16 protein-coding genes are annotated in these 16,312 nt (G+C 61.9%); 5 read left to right on the top strand and 11 right to left on the bottom strand.

The genetic code is table 11. From position 1 onward, the window contains the following. Positions 1 to 26: 26 nt before the first annotated feature. Genes A6U98_RS01025 through A6U98_RS01010 form a run of 4 tightly spaced genes read right to left on the bottom strand, consistent with a single transcriptional unit; the run spans position 27 to position 2,385 of the window. Positions 27 to 455, bottom strand: a complete 429-nt coding sequence (locus tag A6U98_RS01025; protein WP_064647275.1) for a DUF1178 family protein — start codon at positions 453 to 455, stop codon at positions 27 to 29. Then, a complete protein-coding gene (locus A6U98_RS01020; protein WP_064647273.1) occupies positions 452 to 1,309 on the bottom strand; it encodes a carbon-nitrogen hydrolase family protein in 858 nt (285 codons plus the stop codon). The genes A6U98_RS01025 and A6U98_RS01020 overlap by 4 nt, the downstream gene beginning before the upstream one ends. Positions 1,310 to 1,319: 10 nt before the next feature. Next, positions 1,320 to 1,577 carry a glutaredoxin 3 gene (gene grxC, locus A6U98_RS01015; protein WP_011653683.1) on the bottom strand — a complete coding sequence of 86 codons (258 nt, stop codon included), beginning with the start codon at positions 1,575 to 1,577 and terminating at the stop codon, positions 1,320 to 1,322. 31 nt (positions 1,578 to 1,608) lie between these two features. Next, complete coding sequence (locus A6U98_RS01010; RefSeq protein ID WP_064647270.1) at positions 1,609 to 2,385, bottom strand: ComF family protein; 777 nt, start codon at positions 2,383 to 2,385, stop codon at positions 1,609 to 1,611. 77 nt (positions 2,386 to 2,462) lie between these two features. Here A6U98_RS01010 and A6U98_RS01005 point away from each other — a divergent pair, with 77 nt between their 5' ends. Beyond that, positions 2,463 to 3,347 carry a methyltransferase domain-containing protein gene (locus A6U98_RS01005; protein WP_064647294.1) on the top strand — a complete coding sequence of 295 codons (885 nt, stop codon included), beginning with the start codon at positions 2,463 to 2,465 and terminating at the stop codon, positions 3,345 to 3,347. 15 nt (positions 3,348 to 3,362) lie between these two features. Here the strand turns inward: A6U98_RS01005 and A6U98_RS01000 are convergent, their stop codons facing one another. The 6 genes from A6U98_RS01000 to A6U98_RS00975 all read right to left on the bottom strand — a co-directional run bounded on the left by A6U98_RS01000 (position 3,363) and on the right by A6U98_RS00975 (position 7,589). Then, positions 3,363 to 3,530: a Flp family type IVb pilin gene (locus A6U98_RS01000; RefSeq protein WP_064647292.1), complete on the bottom strand. Its 168-nt coding sequence runs from the start codon at positions 3,528 to 3,530 to the stop codon at positions 3,363 to 3,365. Between the two features lie 71 nt (positions 3,531 to 3,601). Next, positions 3,602 to 3,919: a hypothetical protein gene (locus A6U98_RS00995; protein ID WP_064647268.1), complete on the bottom strand. Its 318-nt coding sequence runs from the start codon at positions 3,917 to 3,919 to the stop codon at positions 3,602 to 3,604. A 126-nt stretch (positions 3,920 to 4,045) separates the two neighbouring features. Then, the gene (gene mutT, locus A6U98_RS00990) at positions 4,046 to 4,459 is read right to left on the bottom strand and encodes an 8-oxo-dGTP diphosphatase MutT (protein WP_011653687.1); all 414 of its coding nucleotides are present in this window, start codon (positions 4,457 to 4,459) and stop codon (positions 4,046 to 4,048) included. Further along, the gene (locus A6U98_RS00985) at positions 4,456 to 5,262 is read right to left on the bottom strand and encodes a GNAT family N-acetyltransferase (protein WP_064647267.1); all 807 of its coding nucleotides are present in this window, start codon (positions 5,260 to 5,262) and stop codon (positions 4,456 to 4,458) included. Before A6U98_RS00985 ends, mutT begins: the two co-directional genes overlap by 4 nt. Continuing rightward, the gene (argJ, locus tag A6U98_RS00980; protein ID WP_064647290.1) at positions 5,243 to 6,484 is read right to left on the bottom strand and encodes a bifunctional glutamate N-acetyltransferase/amino-acid acetyltransferase ArgJ; all 1,242 of its coding nucleotides are present in this window, start codon (positions 6,482 to 6,484) and stop codon (positions 5,243 to 5,245) included. The genes A6U98_RS00985 and argJ overlap by 20 nt, the downstream gene beginning before the upstream one ends. Before the next feature lie 223 nt (positions 6,485 to 6,707). Next, positions 6,708 to 7,589: a peptidylprolyl isomerase gene (locus tag A6U98_RS00975; RefSeq protein ID WP_064647265.1), complete on the bottom strand. Its 882-nt coding sequence runs from the start codon at positions 7,587 to 7,589 to the stop codon at positions 6,708 to 6,710. Positions 7,590 to 7,835: 246 nt separating this feature from the next. On the opposite strand from A6U98_RS00975, the gene secA reads away from it, so the two are divergent. The 3 genes from secA to A6U98_RS00960 all read left to right on the top strand — a co-directional run bounded on the left by secA (position 7,836) and on the right by A6U98_RS00960 (position 13,427). After that, the gene (secA, locus tag A6U98_RS00970) at positions 7,836 to 10,553 is read left to right on the top strand and encodes a preprotein translocase subunit SecA (protein ID WP_064647263.1); all 2,718 of its coding nucleotides are present in this window, start codon (positions 7,836 to 7,838) and stop codon (positions 10,551 to 10,553) included. Positions 10,554 to 10,733: 180 nt separating this feature from the next. After that, positions 10,734 to 12,149, top strand: a complete 1,416-nt coding sequence (locus A6U98_RS00965) for an oligosaccharide flippase family protein (protein ID WP_064647261.1) — start codon at positions 10,734 to 10,736, stop codon at positions 12,147 to 12,149. Then, on the top strand, positions 12,150 to 13,427 hold the full coding sequence (locus tag A6U98_RS00960; protein WP_064647259.1) for a GNAT family N-acetyltransferase: 1,278 nt from the start codon (positions 12,150 to 12,152) through the stop codon (positions 13,425 to 13,427). It begins immediately after the preceding gene. Here the strand turns inward: A6U98_RS00960 and A6U98_RS00955 are convergent. Next, the gene (locus tag A6U98_RS00955; RefSeq protein WP_064647257.1) at positions 13,424 to 15,055 is read right to left on the bottom strand and encodes an AMP-binding protein; all 1,632 of its coding nucleotides are present in this window, start codon (positions 15,053 to 15,055) and stop codon (positions 13,424 to 13,426) included. The two genes, A6U98_RS00960 and A6U98_RS00955, sit on opposite strands and share 4 nt — an antisense overlap. A gap of 224 nt (positions 15,056 to 15,279) precedes the next feature. Between A6U98_RS00955 and A6U98_RS00950 the strand changes: the two genes are divergently transcribed. Beyond that, on the top strand, positions 15,280 to 16,260 hold the full coding sequence (locus A6U98_RS00950) for an aldo/keto reductase (protein ID WP_064647255.1): 981 nt from the start codon (positions 15,280 to 15,282) through the stop codon (positions 16,258 to 16,260). Positions 16,261 to 16,312 lie beyond the last annotated feature (52 nt).

Raw genomic sequence — 16,312 nt, 5'->3', positions numbered from 1 at the left:
GGACAGCAAGCGGCGTGAACTTCATGTCAGTTTACGTCTTCCGGCAAGACGGGAATGGCTGCGATCTCGATGCCCTCTTCCAAAAGCGCCTGCGCCTCGTCGACCGTCGCCTGGCCGATGATGCCGCGGGCATCCGCCTCGCCATAGTGGATCTTGCGGGCTTCCTCGGGAAACTGCGTGCCGACATCCTCGGAATTGGCCTTGACGGCCGCAACGGCCTCCTTGAGTTTTTGCAGAGCCTCGCGGCGCATGGCGTCCATCGCCAGCGTCTGCCTCTCGTCCTTCTTCCGCGCCGTCGACACCGAAGGCGCCATCAACAGCTTGGAAATGGCGGCGGAATGACAGACCGGACATGTCAGAAAACCGGTTTCGACCTGATGATCGAAATCGGCGCTTTCCGAAAACCAGCCTTCGAATTCATGGGCATTGTCACAGGTGAGGGAATAGCGGATCAAGCGGCGACGCCTCCGGCGACTGCCCCCGCAGCCTTCTCGACCGAGAATTCCCGGCCATTCCTCAGGTTCGGGATCTTGTCATGCGCGGCCTTGACCGCGGCGGGATCGATCTCGGCGACGATAACCGCCTCACCGGTAGCGCCGGCCGACGCCAGCACCGTGCCCCAGGGATCGATGATCATCGAATGGCCGAAGGTCTCGCGCCCGTCCTCGTGCCGGCCGGCCTGCGCGGCGGCGATGACGAAGACACCGTTCTCGATCGCGCGTGCCCTAAGCAGGATCTCCCAATGCGCCTCGCCGGTCTGCTTGGTGAAGGCGGCGGGCACTGTCATCACCTCGGCGCCGGCCATGGCCTGGGCGCGGAAGAGCGCGGGAAACCGCACATCGTAACAGATCGCAAAGCCCATTTCGGCAAAGGGCAGCGACAGGACGCGGGCCTCCGAGCCTGCTGTATAGGCGGCACTTTCACGCCAGCTCTCGCCATTGTCGAGGTCGACGTCGAACATATGGATCTTGTCGTAGCGATTGAGAATCCTGCCGTCGGGACCGAACAGAAAACCGCGATTGGCAATCTTGCCGTCGGCAAGGGCAATCGCTGTCGAACCGACATGCATGTGGATGCCGAATTCCCTAGCGAGCTCCGAGCCGGTTTTGACGATGATGTCATGCGCCTCGTCGGCAAGCACGGCGCGTGCCGCCGCACGGTCTCGCTGCAGCATGCCGGTCATCTCGGGCGTCTGCACATAGGTCGCGCCCTGGGCAGCGGCCTCGCGCACCAGCCGCGCCATGGCGGCGGCATTCTTCACCGGATCGACCCCGGAGCACATCTGGACGGCGGCGGCCTTGAAGCTCATCGGTTCTTCCTCAAGCCGCCAGCATCGGATCGAGCTTGCCGGCCCGATCGAGCGCAAAGAGATCGTCGCAACCGCCGACATGATCGGCGCCGATGAATATCTGCGGAAAAGTGGTACGCCCGTTCGACTTGCCGATCATCTCCTGGCGAAGATCCGGCGAAAAGGTCGCGTCATGCTCGACATATTCGACACCCTTTTCTTCGAGAAGGGACTTGGCGCGGGTGCAATAGCCGCAAAACTGCCGTGTATAGATGGTGACGGGTACCATAATCTCTCCAGACTGATGCCGGGTATTCCTGTCATATAGGCTCGGAGAGAGCCCTTGCAAAGGTCAAAACCGTTATGTCAGCCGCACCCGCCTTGCGCAGTGTCCGGCTTGCCGCGGCAACCGTCGCCCCTGTTGTATAGACGTCGTCGACCAGGACGATGCGCTTGCCGAAAATGTCGCTTTCGCAATCCTTGGCGATCGCAAAAGCGCCCCTGACATTGTCTTCGCGCGCCTTGGCGCCAAGACCGACCTGCTGGCTGGTGCGCTTGACGCGCATAAGCGTGGCGGCCAGCAGCGGCTTGCCCGAGAGCCTTGCCATATGGCGGGCAAGCTCGGCTGCCTGGTTGAACTTGCGCGCCAGCATACGGCTACGGTGCAGCGGCACCGGGATCAGCGCATCGCAGCTTTCGACCGTCCCGTCGGAAGCGCGCAGCATCCAGGCTGCCATCATCGGCGCTAGATCGGTGCGATCGCGATATTTGAGCCCATGGACGAGATCGCGCACCGCACGGTCGTGCGTTGCCGCCGACCGCAGCCGGTCGAAGGGCGGCGGGTTGGCGATCGCCTCGGCGCTGAGGATGCCGGCGCCGAGATCGTGCGAGAAGGGAATGCCGAGCACCTCGCAATAGGGTCGTTCGATGAAGCGGATGCCGGACCAGCATTTCGCGCAGAGCCCGCGATGGCCGCCGGTCGAAATGCCGCAGACGGAACAGGCCGGCGGATAGAAAAAATCGGCAAGCACCGAGAACGGCCGCAAGAGATGCGCCCGCAAGAATTCTACCGGTCTTTCGAAATCGACTGGCACCATGCCGTCGAGACTAGCCTGTTCTTAGCGAAAGGAAAATCGTCTTGCCGCACGGCCGGCGCGGGACTAAGGACATCGCCATGGAAACGATCTTCGACAGAGCCCTGATCGCCGCACATCGCCATCGCGCGCTTGCCAACAACGATCCGAAAGCCGCCTTCCTGCTCGACATTGCCGCTGAGGAAATCGCCGAGCGGCTTACGGTCGTCGAGCGGACTTTCGAGACCGCAGTCGAACTGCATGGGGCAACCGGTGCTACCGCCCGTGCCGCGCTGGCGACGGGCAAGATCGGCACGATGATCCGCATCGAAAGCGAGAAGGCCTATGCCGGGCCGGGCGAAAACTTGATTGAGGCGCCGCTTGAGGACGTACCGCTCGAACCCCAATCGGCCAATCTCATCCTTGCGCCGCTCAGCCTGCATCTGACCAACGACACGCCGGGTGTCTTCATCCAGATCCGCCGCGCCCTGAAGCCGGACGGCCTTTTCCTGGCCGCGATCCCCGGCGCCGGCACCCTGCAGGAACTACGCGAGGTGCTGCTGGCGGCCGAGGTCGAGATGACAGGCGGTGCAAGCCCGCGTGTCATTCCCTTCGCCGATGTGCGCGATGTCGGCAGCCTCCTGCAGCGCGCCGGCTTCACGCTGCCGGTGATCGACGCGGAAAACTATACCGTGCGTTATGATTCACTCTTTCCGTTGATGCGGGATCTAAGAGCGATGGGCATGAGCAATCCGCTCGCAGCCCGCGGCCGCATGCCGCTGACGCGCGCTTTCTTCCTGCGTGCGGCGGAGATCTACGCCGAACGCTATGCCGATCCCGACGGACGCATCCGCGCGACGTTCTCCATCATCTATGTCTCGGGATGGGCGCCGCACGATAGCCAGCAAAAACCGCTAAAGCCGGGCTCGGCCAAAGCACGCCTTGCCGATGCGCTGAAGGTGGACGAGCACAAGCTCAGACAGTAGTAGCCGGCTGCTTCTTCAATTGACGGTCAGATTGTTGTTGATGACGTTGAAGACGTCGTGCAGGGCGCCGGAGAAGACCCCAAGAGCGGAGACGAGAGCGCCGCCAATGAGGGCGGCGACCAGGCCATACTCGATCGCCGTCGCACCTCTGTTATCTGCAACAAATGCTTTCAAAAGACGCATGACCCACCCGCTGCGCGAAACCGACAATAAACGACCAATTCCACGACCATCGGAACGATGGCCGGTATTTTTCAGCAACCGGCGCCGACACCGTAGCCCTGGACGACGCAGACCGAGCCGGGCGTATCCTGGAGGACGCTGCGGCGGATCGTATAACGCTTGCCGCTTTCGCTCTTCGGGATCGATCCTGTCGTGATCGTATCGAAATCCGTCGGAGCACTGGCAAAGACGCTTTTCTTCGAGGAATCCGCGAGCATTGGCGTCAGAATAAGCGTCAGCGCGACCACCGCCGTGCCGAACAGGAGGGCGATATTCAGCGCACCCGTCCTGCGCGAGGCAGACGAGGCCCGTTCCTTTTCCCGGACAGCTTTCCAGAAATCATCGTCCATAACGTCAAGCCTTTTAATACACGCACGCCAGATGCTTGATTGAGGCCGATCTTTGGCAGAAGGTGTTAAACGATCCATTAATATCCACAGCCGAAAACGGTATGGCACAATAATAATCAGACAATGCTAAAGTAAATCCTGCAACATCGGGATGAGCGGCTCGTCGGCCGGCGGCATCGGATAATCGCGTAGCGCCTGCGGACGCACCCATTTCAGCGCCTGCCCCTCCCGGCCCTGCGGAATGCCCTCATAGCGCCGGCAGATATAAAGCGGCATCAGAAGGTGGAAGGTCTCGTAGGAGTGGCTGGCAAAGGTCAGCGGCGCGAGGCAGGCGATCTTGGTGTGGATGCCGAGCTCTTCCTCGAGCTCGCGCACCAGCGTTTCCTCCGGCGTCTCACCCGGCTCGACCTTGCCGCCGGGAAACTCCCAGAGCCCGGCGAGCGACTTTCCCTCGGGCCGCTGTGCCAACAGGATACGCCCATCGGCATCGATCAGCGCACAGGCGGCGACCAGCAATATCTTCCGGCCCGCCTCGCTCATCGCGGCTCCTGCTGCCAATAGCAATAATGATAGGCGTCGCGAAAACCGAGGCGCTCATAAAGTGCGATGGCCGGACGGTTGGACAGCTTCACCTGCAGCCAGGCCGAACGGGCGCTGCGCATGCGCGCCCAGCGCAGCGCCGATGTCAGGATTTCTGTGCCGAGCCCCTCGCGCCGCCGCGCCTCGGAGACCGAAAGCGACATGATGCCGGCGAGGTCGTTGTCCTGGACGCAGAGCACGGTCGCAAGCGGGCCGTCCGCCGCGTTCTCGATCATGAACAGGCCGGATGGGGGCTTGATCGCCGAAATGATTTCGGCAAGCGCCGGCTTCAGCCTCAGTGGTGCCTGGTCGACGGTGAGGTTGGCGTCGACGAAACGGCCGACATCATGGGTCGGCAGGTGATCGAGCGTATCCGGCAGCTCCGCCTCGGCAAGGTCGCAGGTCATCACCACCGTATCGTCGAAGCGCGTCCAGTTCTGCGCGCGCAGAAGTTCGATCAGCACCGGCGAGGCAAGCGGCGTCTGGCGGACCACGGCGGCGCGGCCATAGGCCTCGAACTTCCGGCGCGCCTTTTCCAGGCGGATTTCGACGTCGCGATGATCCGAGGGATCGAGCGGCACGATCGAGTTCAGCCGGTTGGACGGGTGACCGGCCGTCAGCCGCACCTGCCAGCTGCCGTCATATTGCACGGATGCCGCCGGCCAGGCGCGGAAGCCGACGGCCTCCAGCCTGCGCACCAGCGGCAGATTGTGTGAGGAAATGGATGCCTGCGCCAATGAACGATCAGCTCCGATAGTCGCCATTGATCGCAACATATTCCTTGGTGAGGTCGCAGGTCCAGACCGTTGCCGAACCAGTGCCGAGCCCGATATCGACTTTGACGGGGATATCCTGCGCCTTCATGACGTCCGAGGCGGCCGCCTCGGAATAATCGGGATCACGCTCGCCATTGACGGCGACCCTGATATCGCCGAACCAGATGGCGAGCCGGTCGCGGTCGGCCATCTCGCCGGATTTGCCGACGGCCATGACGATACGGCCCCAATTGGCGTCTTCGCCGGCGGCCGCCGTTTTGACCAGCGGCGAATTGGCGATCGACAGCGCGATGCGCTTGGCGGCAGCATCGCTCTCGGCGCCCGTCACGGTGATTTCGAGCATCTTGGTGGCACCCTCGCCGTCTCGCACCACCTGCAGCGACAGATCCTTCAGCACTTCGTTGAGTGCGGCCCGGAAGGCGGCAAGGCGCGGGTCGTCGGCACGTTCGATGCGGGCCTGGCCGTCCTCGGCCGCGGCGCCCGTTGCAAACAACATCAGTGTGTCGGAAGTGGAGGTGTCGCTGTCGACGGTCATCGAATTGAAGGTCGGGCCGACGCCGTCGGACAGAAGCGCCTGCAGCGCGGCAGGCGCAATGTCGGCATCGGTGACGACGAAGGAGAGCATCGTCGCCATATCAGGCGCGATCATTCCGGCGCCCTTGGCGATACCGTTGATCGTCACGGCCACGCCGCCGATCTCAGCGCTGCGGGTCGAAACCTTCGGATAGGTGTCGGTCGTCATGATCGCCTTGGCCGCCTCGAACCAGAAATCGCCGGTCGCTTCGACCTGCATCCGATCCAGAACGCCTGCAAATTTGGTGGCATCGAGCGGCTCGCCGATAACGCCGGTCGAGGCCAGATAGACCTCGTTTTCGGCGCAGCCGACGGCAGCGGCAGCCGACTTCGCCGTCAGCGCGGTCGCCTGGCGGCCCTTCAGGCCAGTGAAAGCATTGGCATTGCCGGAATTGACGACGACGGCGCGGGCGCTGCCATGGGGGAGATTGGCCCGGCAGAAATCGACCGGCGCCGAGGGGCACTTCGAGCGGGTAAAAACGCCCGCAACAGTCGCCGGTCTGTCGAAGACCATCATCAGCACGTCGGTGCGGTTCTTGTACTTGATGCCGGCGGAAGCCGTCGCCATGCGCACGCCGCGCAGCGGTGGCATCGAGACGAAGGATTTCGGAGCGAGCGGAGAGACGGAACCGGACATGATGAGACCTGCCAATGAGCATTTCCAGGCGAAATGGAAACCGGTTCGCCGTCCGGAAATGCGACAACAAACGATGCCAGAGCATGATGCCGAAAAGCGTCAGCGGTTTTCGGCATCATGCTCTGCTTTTTGATTTAGATCCGGATTCAGATTTCAGGTCGATCAGGCCCAAATCATCCGGATCTAATGAAGGGCCCGGAAGAACCGGGCCCTGATGCGCTTATTACTGCTGCGGTGCCGGCGCGACGGGCTCACTGCCCGGCTCCGGCTGCTTGTTGGCCTGGTCGTAACCCTTGCGCAGCGTCTCGTCCGTGATCTCGATCTTGGCGGAGGCCTTCGCCTTGTTCAGAAGCTCAAGATACTTGTCACGCATGACGAGCTGACGAACCTGATCCTGCACCTGCTCGAAGGGCGGCGGCGGAGCGTCGCGCTTATCCTCGACCTTGATGACGTGGAAGCCGAAATCGGTCTTAACCGGCGTCTTGGAATAGGTGCCCTTCTCGAGCGCAAAGGCCGCGTCTTCGAATTCCTTGACCATGCGGCCGCGCGAGAAATAGCCGAGATCGCCGCCTTCCGACTTGTTCGGATCGGTGGACTTTTCCTTGGCGAGTTCGGCGAAATCCTTGCCGGCGTCGAGCTGCTTGATGATGTCCTTGGCTTCGTCCTCGGTCTTGACGAGAATATGACGGGCGTGGACTTCCTCCTGCTTCGGCAGGGCAGCGACTTCCTTGTCGTAGCGAGCCTTGACTTCCTCAGGCGTCACGATGTCGACGACATGCTTCTTGAAGTAGGCATTGTGCAGCTCGCGGTCGGTGAGATACTGCATGCGCTTCTTGAATTCGTCGGTCTGATCGAGCTTCTCGGCCGCAGCGTCGGCGGCAAGCAGCTTCACGTCGATGGCGGCCGAAAGGGCTGCGACCTTCTTCTGGTCATCGGGAAGCTGCGCCAGCTGGGGGTCGAGATTGGCGACCGCGAGGTCGAGTTCCGACTGGTGGATCTCCAAGGTGCCGACCTTGGCGATGACGGCGTCATCCGCATAGGCCGGTGCCTGGAGCGCAACAAAGGTTGCAAACGCCAGAACGGCAAGTTTGTTGGTGCTCAACATGAAATACCCTTCACAGTTACATTGCCGGTTTCAGCATCCCCTGAATCCAGCCCAAAATAGCCATCAACACCGGATTGTGGCCTTTCTGTATCCGCCAAATCCGTTGACATCATTCGACCCCCCTCTTATCTGTCACGCAACCTCGCGTCCAGAACAGTTTCCGGGCGTTTTAAGGCGCGCGCCTGATTTTCGGCTGGGCCGCGAACAAGAAACGCCGGGGATGAATATTGAGAAAGGGCCAGTCATATGGTCAGCTTTGGCGGTATAGCCCGCAAGTTATTTGGGTCTTCCAACGACCGCCGCGTGCGGTCCTACCAGCCGAACGTCACTGCCATCAACTCTATCGAAGAGAAGACGAAGGCCCTGACGGACGAGCAGCTCGCGGCAAAGACCGTGGAGTTTCGCGCCTTGCTCGCCGAGGGCAAGACGCTCGACGACATTCTGATCCCGGCCTTTGCCGTCGTGCGCGAAGCCTCGCGCCGCGTTCTCGGCCTGCGACCTTTTGACGTACAGCTGGTCGGCGGCATGATCCTGCATTCGAATGCGATCGCCGAGATGAAGACCGGCGAAGGCAAGACCCTCGTCGCCACCTTGCCGGTCTATCTGAACGCGCTTTCCGGCAAGGGTGTGCACGTCGTCACCGTCAACGATTACCTCGCCCAGCGCGACGCCGCCACCATGGGCCGCGTCTACGGCTTCCTCGGCATGACCACCGGCGTCATCGTCCACGGCCTTTCCGACGAGGAACGCCACGCGGCCTATGCCTGCGACATCACCTACGCCACCAACAACGAACTCGGCTTCGATTATCTGCGCGATAACATGAAGTACGAGAAGAACCAGATGGTTCAGCGCGGCCACAACTTCGCAATCGTCGACGAAGTGGACTCGATCCTCGTCGACGAGGCGCGTACGCCGCTGATCATCTCCGGTCCGCTCGACGACCGCTCTGAACTCTACAATACGATCGACGCCTACATTCCGCTGCTGGTGCCCAGCGACTACGAGATCGACGAGAAGCAGCGCTCCGCCAACTTCTCCGAAGAGGGCACCGAGAAGCTGGAAAACCTGCTCCGCCAGGCCGGCCTCCTGAAGGGCAATGCGCTCTACGACATCGAGAACGTTGCGATCGTCCACCACGTCAACAACGCGCTGAAGGCCCACAAGCTCTTCCAGCGCGACAAGGACTATATCGTCCGCAACGACGAAGTCGTCATCATCGACGAGTTCACCGGCCGCATGATGCCGGGCCGCCGCTATTCGGAAGGCCAGCACCAGGCGCTCGAAGCCAAGGAAAAGGTGCAGATCCAGCCGGAAAACCAGACGCTGGCCTCGATCACCTTCCAGAACTACTTCCGCATGTACGACAAGCTCGCCGGCATGACCGGCACGGCGCAGACGGAAGCGGAAGAATTCGCCAATATCTACAATCTCGATGTCATCGAGGTCCCGACCAACCTGCCGATCAAGCGCCTCGACGAGGACGACGAGGTCTACCGGACCTTCGACGAGAAGTTCAAAGCGATCATCGAGGAGATCCTCGATGCCCACAAGCGCGGCCAGCCGGTGCTGGTCGGCACCACCTCGATCGAGAAATCGGAACTGCTTGCCGAGCGCCTGCGCAAGCAGGGCTTCGACGACTTCAAAGTGCTGAACGCCCGCTACCACGAGCAGGAAGCCTATATCGTCGCTCAGGCCGGCGTGCCGGGTGCCATCACCATCGCCACCAACATGGCCGGCCGCGGCACCGACATCCAGCTCGGCGGCAACCTCGACATGCGCATCGAGCGCGAACTCGGCGAAGTCGAAGCCGGTCCGGAGCGTGACGCCCGGATCCAGGCGATCATCGAGGAGATCAAGGAACTCAAGCAGAAGGCGCTTGAAGCCGGTGGCCTCTACGTCATCGCCACCGAACGCCATGAAAGCCGCCGCATCGACAACCAGCTGCGCGGCCGCTCCGGCCGTCAGGGCGACCCCGGCCGCTCGAAGTTCTACCTGTCGCTTCAGGACGACCTGATGCGCATCTTCGGCTCCGACCGCATGGACAGCATGCTGACCAAGCTCGGCCTTAAGGAGGGCGAGGCGATCGTCCATCCCTGGATCAACAAGGCCCTGGAGCGCGCCCAGAAGAAGGTCGAAGCCCGCAACTTCGACATCCGCAAGAACCTCCTGAAGTATGACGACGTTCTCAACGATCAGCGCAAGGTGGTCTTCGAGCAGCGCCTCGAACTGATGGAATCGACCAATATTTCCGAGACCGTTTCCGACATGCGCCGTGAGGTGATCGAGGACATGGTCGAAAAGCATATCCCCGAACGCGCCTATGCTGAACAATGGGACGCCGCCGGCCTGAAGACCGGGGCTTTGAACATCCTCAATCTCGACCTGCCGGTCGAGGACTGGGTGAAGGAAGAAGGCATCGGCGAGGACGACATCCGCGAGCGCCTGACGGAAGCCGCCAATGCGGCCTTCACGGAAAAGGCCGAGCGTTTCGGCGACGACATCATGCATTATGTCGAACGCTCGATCGTCATGCAGACGCTCGATCATCTCTGGCGCGAGCACATCGTCAACCTCGACCATCTGCGCTCCGTCATCGGCTTCCGCGGCTATGCCCAGCGCGATCCGCTGCAGGAATACAAGTCGGAGGCCTTCGAGCTCTTCACGGCGCTGCTCAACAATCTGCGCGAGGCCGTCACCGCCCAGCTGATGCGCGTCGAACTGGTGCAGCAGGCCCCTGCCGAGCCTGAACCGCCGCTGATGCAGGCCCATCACCTGGATCCGACGACCGGCGAGGACGATTTCGCCCCGGCGATCTACCAGGCATCGGAAGTCATCGTTTCTCCTGAAAACCGCAACCCGGATGACCCAGCCACCTGGGGCAAGGTCGGCCGCAACGAGACCTGCCCCTGCGGTTCGGGCAAGAAATACAAGCATTGCCACGGCGCCTTCGAGCAGGTCTGAGGCAAGCCTTAAATGTCAGCGAAAGTGCCGCCTCCGGGCGGCATTTTCTTTTCTGCGGCAATGCCGGAGAGCCAGAATTTCAGCGTCAGGCGGCAGACCCGATCCGGAACCGTTTCTTAACCCTGTTCTGTCAAGACTTCAGGGGCGATTTGCCTGACCTCAGAGTTTTGCGTGTTCATCATGGCGGTCATAGAAACAGCGGAGAAGATGCTGCCCGCGGGCCTGCGCCCGATCGGCGGCCGCACGCTGCGTTTGCTTGCTGCCGTGCTCACCGAACGCGGTGAGAGGGCTGCCGCCCAGCGCATGGCGCTGACGGCCTTTTCGATCCGCATCCTCAGCGCAGCACTCGCCTTCGTCTCGCAGATCGTGCTCGCCCGGCTGATGGGCGAATATGAATACGGCATCTTCGTTTTCGTCTGGGTGCTGGTCGTCGTCTTCGGTGATCTCTCATGCCTCGGTTTTCACACTGCGATCGTCCGCTTCCTGCCGCAATACAAGGCAGCGGGTGCTTTCGAGGAAATCCGCGGCCTGACCGGCACAGCGCGCATCTTTGCGCTGCTGTCCGGCACGGCGGTGCTCGCAGCCGGCATGCTCGGGTTGCATTTCTTCGGCGATATGATCCAGGTCTATTATCTCGTCCCGATCTTCATCGGCCTGCTCGCCATGCCGATGATCGCGCTCGGCGACATTCTGGAAGGCACGTCACGGGCAAACCATTGGCCGGTGATGGCGCTGAGCCCCGTCTATATCGTCCGCCCGATCCTCATCATCCTTTTCATGCTGATCGCGATTGCCATCGGCGCCGAGCACACGGCCGTCACCGCGATGCAGGCAGCACTCGTCGCCACTTTCGTCACCGCCCTCGGCCAGTATGCCGCAACGCTCTACCGCCTGCGCCGGCATTATGACGACGGCCCGCGCAAGGTCGATTTCCTCGCCTGGTTCAGCGTCGCCTTCCCGATTTTCCTGATCGAGGGCGTGAGCTTCCTGCTGACCAATTCCGATGTCGTCGTCGTCGGCATCTTCCTCGAGCCGCACGACGTCGCCATCTACTTCGCCGCCGCCAAGACGATGGCGCTGGTGCATTTCATCAATTTCTCCGTTAAGGCGGCCTCCGGCCCGCGCTTTTCCTCGATCATCGCCGACGGCGACCACGCCCAGTTGGCGGCCGCTGCCATCGACGCCGCTCGCTGGACCTTCTGGCCGGCGCTCGGGGTCGGCCTTGTCGTGCTTGCGGCCGGTCATCTGCTGCTGTCGCTCTTCGGCGGCGCCTTCACATCAGGTTATCTGGTCATGGCGATCCTGCTCGCCGGCATCCTCGCCAAATCGCTGGTCGGACCGGCCGAAACTCTGCTGATGATGGCAGGTAAACAGAACCTCTGCGTCGCGCTCTATGCCGGCGCACTGACGGCCAATGTCGGCCTCAACCTCGCTTTGATCCCGCATTACGGCATCGAAGGCACAGCGATCGCCACGGCCTCCGCCATGGCCGTCGAGGCAATCCTGCTGCATGTCGCCGTGCGCCGCACGCTCGGCATCGTTCTTTTCGCCTTCGCCAGCCCCTCCGCCGCAACGCCAGAAATGAGAGTTCGATAGATGGTGCGTGTTCCCCCCGTTACCGAAAGCACCGACAGCGCCGCAAACCGCATGGTGCATGATCTCGCCGCACTACATTTCGAAGCCCCGCAGGCCGAGGCTCGTGCCGAGATCGGCCGACCGGGACGCGAGCTCTGCCTCTATCCGGGTAAGCTCGGCTATGAGCTTCAAGATGAGCTCGATTTCCTTTCCAACCGGGCAATGGAACCGAACGTCTTTTTCTCCGGCCGCTTCCTCGCCCCCGCCATGCCGCGGCTCGAAGACCGGCAGGTGAACTTCGCCCTGATCCGCGATCATAATGCCGGACGCAGCCGCATGCGCTTCCTCTTGCCGTTTTCGGTCGACAAGCCGGGCTTTGCCGTCGGCCCGTCGATCATCCGCGGCTGGTCGAACAGCTTCGGTCCGCTCGGCACGCCGCTCGTCGATGGTGAGGATGCCGCCGAGACCCTCGACAACCTTTTCGAGGGACTGACCGCGCGTGATCTCAATCTGCCCGGCATACTGGTTCTGCCGGATCTCAGGCTGAACGGTATCTTCGTGCGCATGATCAAGGCCGTGGCGCTCAGCCGCAATCTTCCCGTCACCGTTACCAATCCCTACCTGCGTCCGATGCTGCAGAGCGAGGAAGAGGCGCCGGCCTATCTCGGCAAAACCATCTCCTCCTCACATATGCGCGAGATGCGCCGCCAGTGGCGCCTGCTGGAGGAACAGGGAACGGCGGTCTATACCGTCGCCCGGCAACCGCGCGAAATCCATATCCGCTTCGAGGAATTCCTGGCGATGGAAGCCGGTGGCTGGAAGGGCAAGCGGCGAAGCGCGCTCGTCACCGATCGTTATCACACGGCCTTCGCCCGCGAGGCGGTGTCGAACCTTGCCGCCGTCGATGCGGTGCGTATTCACACGATCGATCTCAACGGAAAGGCGATCGCCGCCATCGTCGTGCTGATGATGGGCGGCGAGGCCTATACCTGGAAGACCGCCTACGACGAAAACTATGCCCGCTATTCGCCGGGCAAGCTGCTGATGAGCGAACTCACCGAATGGCATCTCGACGACGCCAACATCGTCCGCTCCGATTCCTGCGCCGTCTCGGATCATCCGATCATGAGCCGCTTCTGGCAGGAGCGCGAGGAGATGGGAACGCTGGTGATCGGCCTCACGCAGAACAGCGACCGCGACATGCGCCAGGTCACCGCCCAGCTTCACATGTACCGCAGCACCCGCAATATGGCGAAGATGCTGCGGGAGAAGATCATGTCGCTTGCCGGTCGAGGCTAACCTTCAGCCGCCGCTCTTTCGCGCAGCAGCCGGCGGATCACCTTGCCGGTGGTGGTCAGCGGCAATGCATCGATGAATTCCACTTCGCGCGGATATTCGTGCATCGAAAGCCGCGTCTTCACCCATTCTCTTATGTCGGCGGCCAGCGCCTCGCTTGGATGATGGCCCGGTGAAAGCACGATATAGGCCTTGACGATCTCGGTGCGCACGGCATCGGGCTTGCCGACGGCGGCGGCAAGCTGCACGGCGGGATGGCCGATCAGGCAGTCCTCGATCTCGGCCGGGCCGATGCGATATCCCGACGAGGTGATGACGTCGTCGTCACGGCCTTCGAAGGTCACATAGCCCTCGGCGTCCTGCCGGCCGATATCGCCGGTGAGCAGCCAGCCTTTGGCGAATTTTCGTTCCGTCGCAGCCGTGTCGTCCCAGTAGCCGAGGAACATGACGGGATCTGGACTGGCGATGGCGATCTGGCCCGGTTCGCCGACGGGCAACTCGTCGCCCGTCTCGCTGACGATCGCAACGCGGTGCCCGGGCACCGCCCGTCCGATGGCGCCCGCTTTGGTGACGCCATAGGCAGCACTCGACGCAAGCACGAAATTGCACTCCGTCTGGCCGTAGAATTCATTGACGGTGATGCCGAGCGTATGACGCGCCCATTCATAGGTCTCGCGCCCAAGCGCCTCCCCGGCCGAGCCGATGCTGCGCAGCACCAGATCATATGTCGAGCGCGGATCGGCAACGGATCTCATCAGCCTTAGTGCCGTCGGCGGAATGAAGGCATTGCGCACTTTCATCTCGGCCATGATGCGATAGGCCATGTCGGCATCGAATTTCTGCGCTGGCGACGACACGACGGGAACGCCGAGCAGAAGGCTCGGCAGCAGCGCATTGAGCAGGCCGCCGGCCCAGGCCCAGTCGGACGGCGTCCAGACTTTGTCCCCGGCTCGCGGAAAACCCTCATGGGCGAACTGCATACCGGGAATATGGCCGGGCAGGACGCGATGGCCATGCAAGGCGCCCTTGGGTGGCCCCGTCGTTCCGGAAGTGAAGATCATCAGCGCCGGATCGTCCGGACCGGTTTTGGCGACTTCGAAGACGGGGGGATAGCCATCCACCAGTTCGGCGAAATCAGTTGCATCGGCACTCGCCCCGTCGATGCTGATGACATGTTTCAGCATCGGCAGGCGATCGCGGATCTGCCGGATGCGTTCGAGACCGAAGCCATTGGTGACGACGGCCACAGCACCTGCCGCCTTCAGCCGGTATTCCAGCGCCTCGACGCCGAAGAGCAGCGCCAGCGGTAGCGCGACCGCGCCTGTCTTGTAGATCGCCACATGCGCGATCACCGTTTCGAAGGATTGCGGCAATAGCAGCGCGACGCGATCGCCGCGTTTGATATCAAGTGAAACGAGCGCATTTGCAAAGGCTGAGGAACGATCAGCGAGCGCGAGATAGGTCATCGCGCGGTGATCGCCGTCGGGGCTGAAATGTTCGAGGCAGACGCGCTCGGGCGCCCGGGCCGCCCAGTCGTCGCTGACGGCGCGGCCGATATTGAAATCCTCCGGAATCCGCCAGGAGAAATCGCGATAAAGATCGTCGTAGCGATCGTGAGACGGCAGTTGCATGGTCGGATTCCGGTAAAATGCTGCATCAGCTAACATCTTGCGGCGAGGATGTGCAAGCTGCAGCCGGAATCGATAGCGATGAGCGCGGCTTCAGAAGTCTCGATCACGGATCATTGTGCGCATGCAGCATAGATTCTTCATTTGCCACCCTGCGACTTTAGCCGTCTCGCGCTAAATCATGGAAAGCCGCCTGGGGGTCATCCAATTCATCACGGAGTCGTTTCATGGAATACGCAAAATTTGGGAAGACCGGTCTCGAAGTGTCGAAAATCTGCTTGGGCTGCATGACCTTCGGCGATCCCGGCCGCGGCAATCATGCCTGGAGCCTGCGGGAAGAAGAAAGCCGGACGATGATCAAGCACGCGATCGACCTCGGCATCAATTTCCTCGACACCGCCAATACTTATTCCAATGGTTCCTCAGAGGAGATCGTCGGCCGTGCCATAAAAGACTTCGCCAAACGCGAGGACATCGTGCTGGCCACCAAGGTGTTCAACCGCATGCGGCCAGGCCCGAACGGCGCCGGCCTGTCGCGCAAGGCGATCTTCGACGAGATCGACAACAGCCTGCGTCGCCTCGGCACCGACTATGTGGATCTCTACCAGATCCACCGTTTCGACTACACGACGCCGATCGAAGAAACACTGGAAGCGCTGCACGACGTCGTCAAATCGGGCAAGGCGCGTTATATCGGCGCCTCCTCCATGTATGCTTGGCAATTCGCCAAGGCGCTCTACGTCTCCAGGCTGAACGGCTGGACCGAATTCGTCAGCATGCAGGACCACCTGAACCTGCTCTACCGTGAAGAAGAGCGCGAAATGCTGCCACTTTGCGAGGATCAGAAAATCGCCGTCATCCCCTGGAGCCCGCTTGCCCGCGGCCGCCTGACCCGCGACTGGGACGAGACGACGGCACGCAGCGAAACCGACGAATTCGGCAAGACGCTCTACACGCAGTCCATCGATGCCGACCGCAAGATCGTCGGAGCCGTGGCCGAAATCGCCAAGGCCCGCAACATCTCCCGCGCCCAGGTCGCAACCGCCTGGATCCTGCAGAAGAGTGCGGTGACCGCCCCGATCATCGGTGCGTCCAAACCGAACCATCTCAGAGACGCCGTTGCCTCGCTCTCGGTCAAGCTCACCGCCGAGGAAATCGCGGCACTGGAAGCACCCTACATCCCGCACGCCATCGCCGGCTTCAAGTAAGCCACGGTTGCCGCCACTTTCTCCCGGCTCTCCTCACTTGTGAAGGGCTGGG

The organism is Rhizobium sp. WYCCWR10014 (assembly GCF_001657485.1).
In the GTDB taxonomy this organism is placed as follows: domain Bacteria; phylum Pseudomonadota; class Alphaproteobacteria; order Rhizobiales; family Rhizobiaceae; genus Rhizobium.
This window is presented reverse-complemented; position numbering and strand designations above follow the sequence as displayed.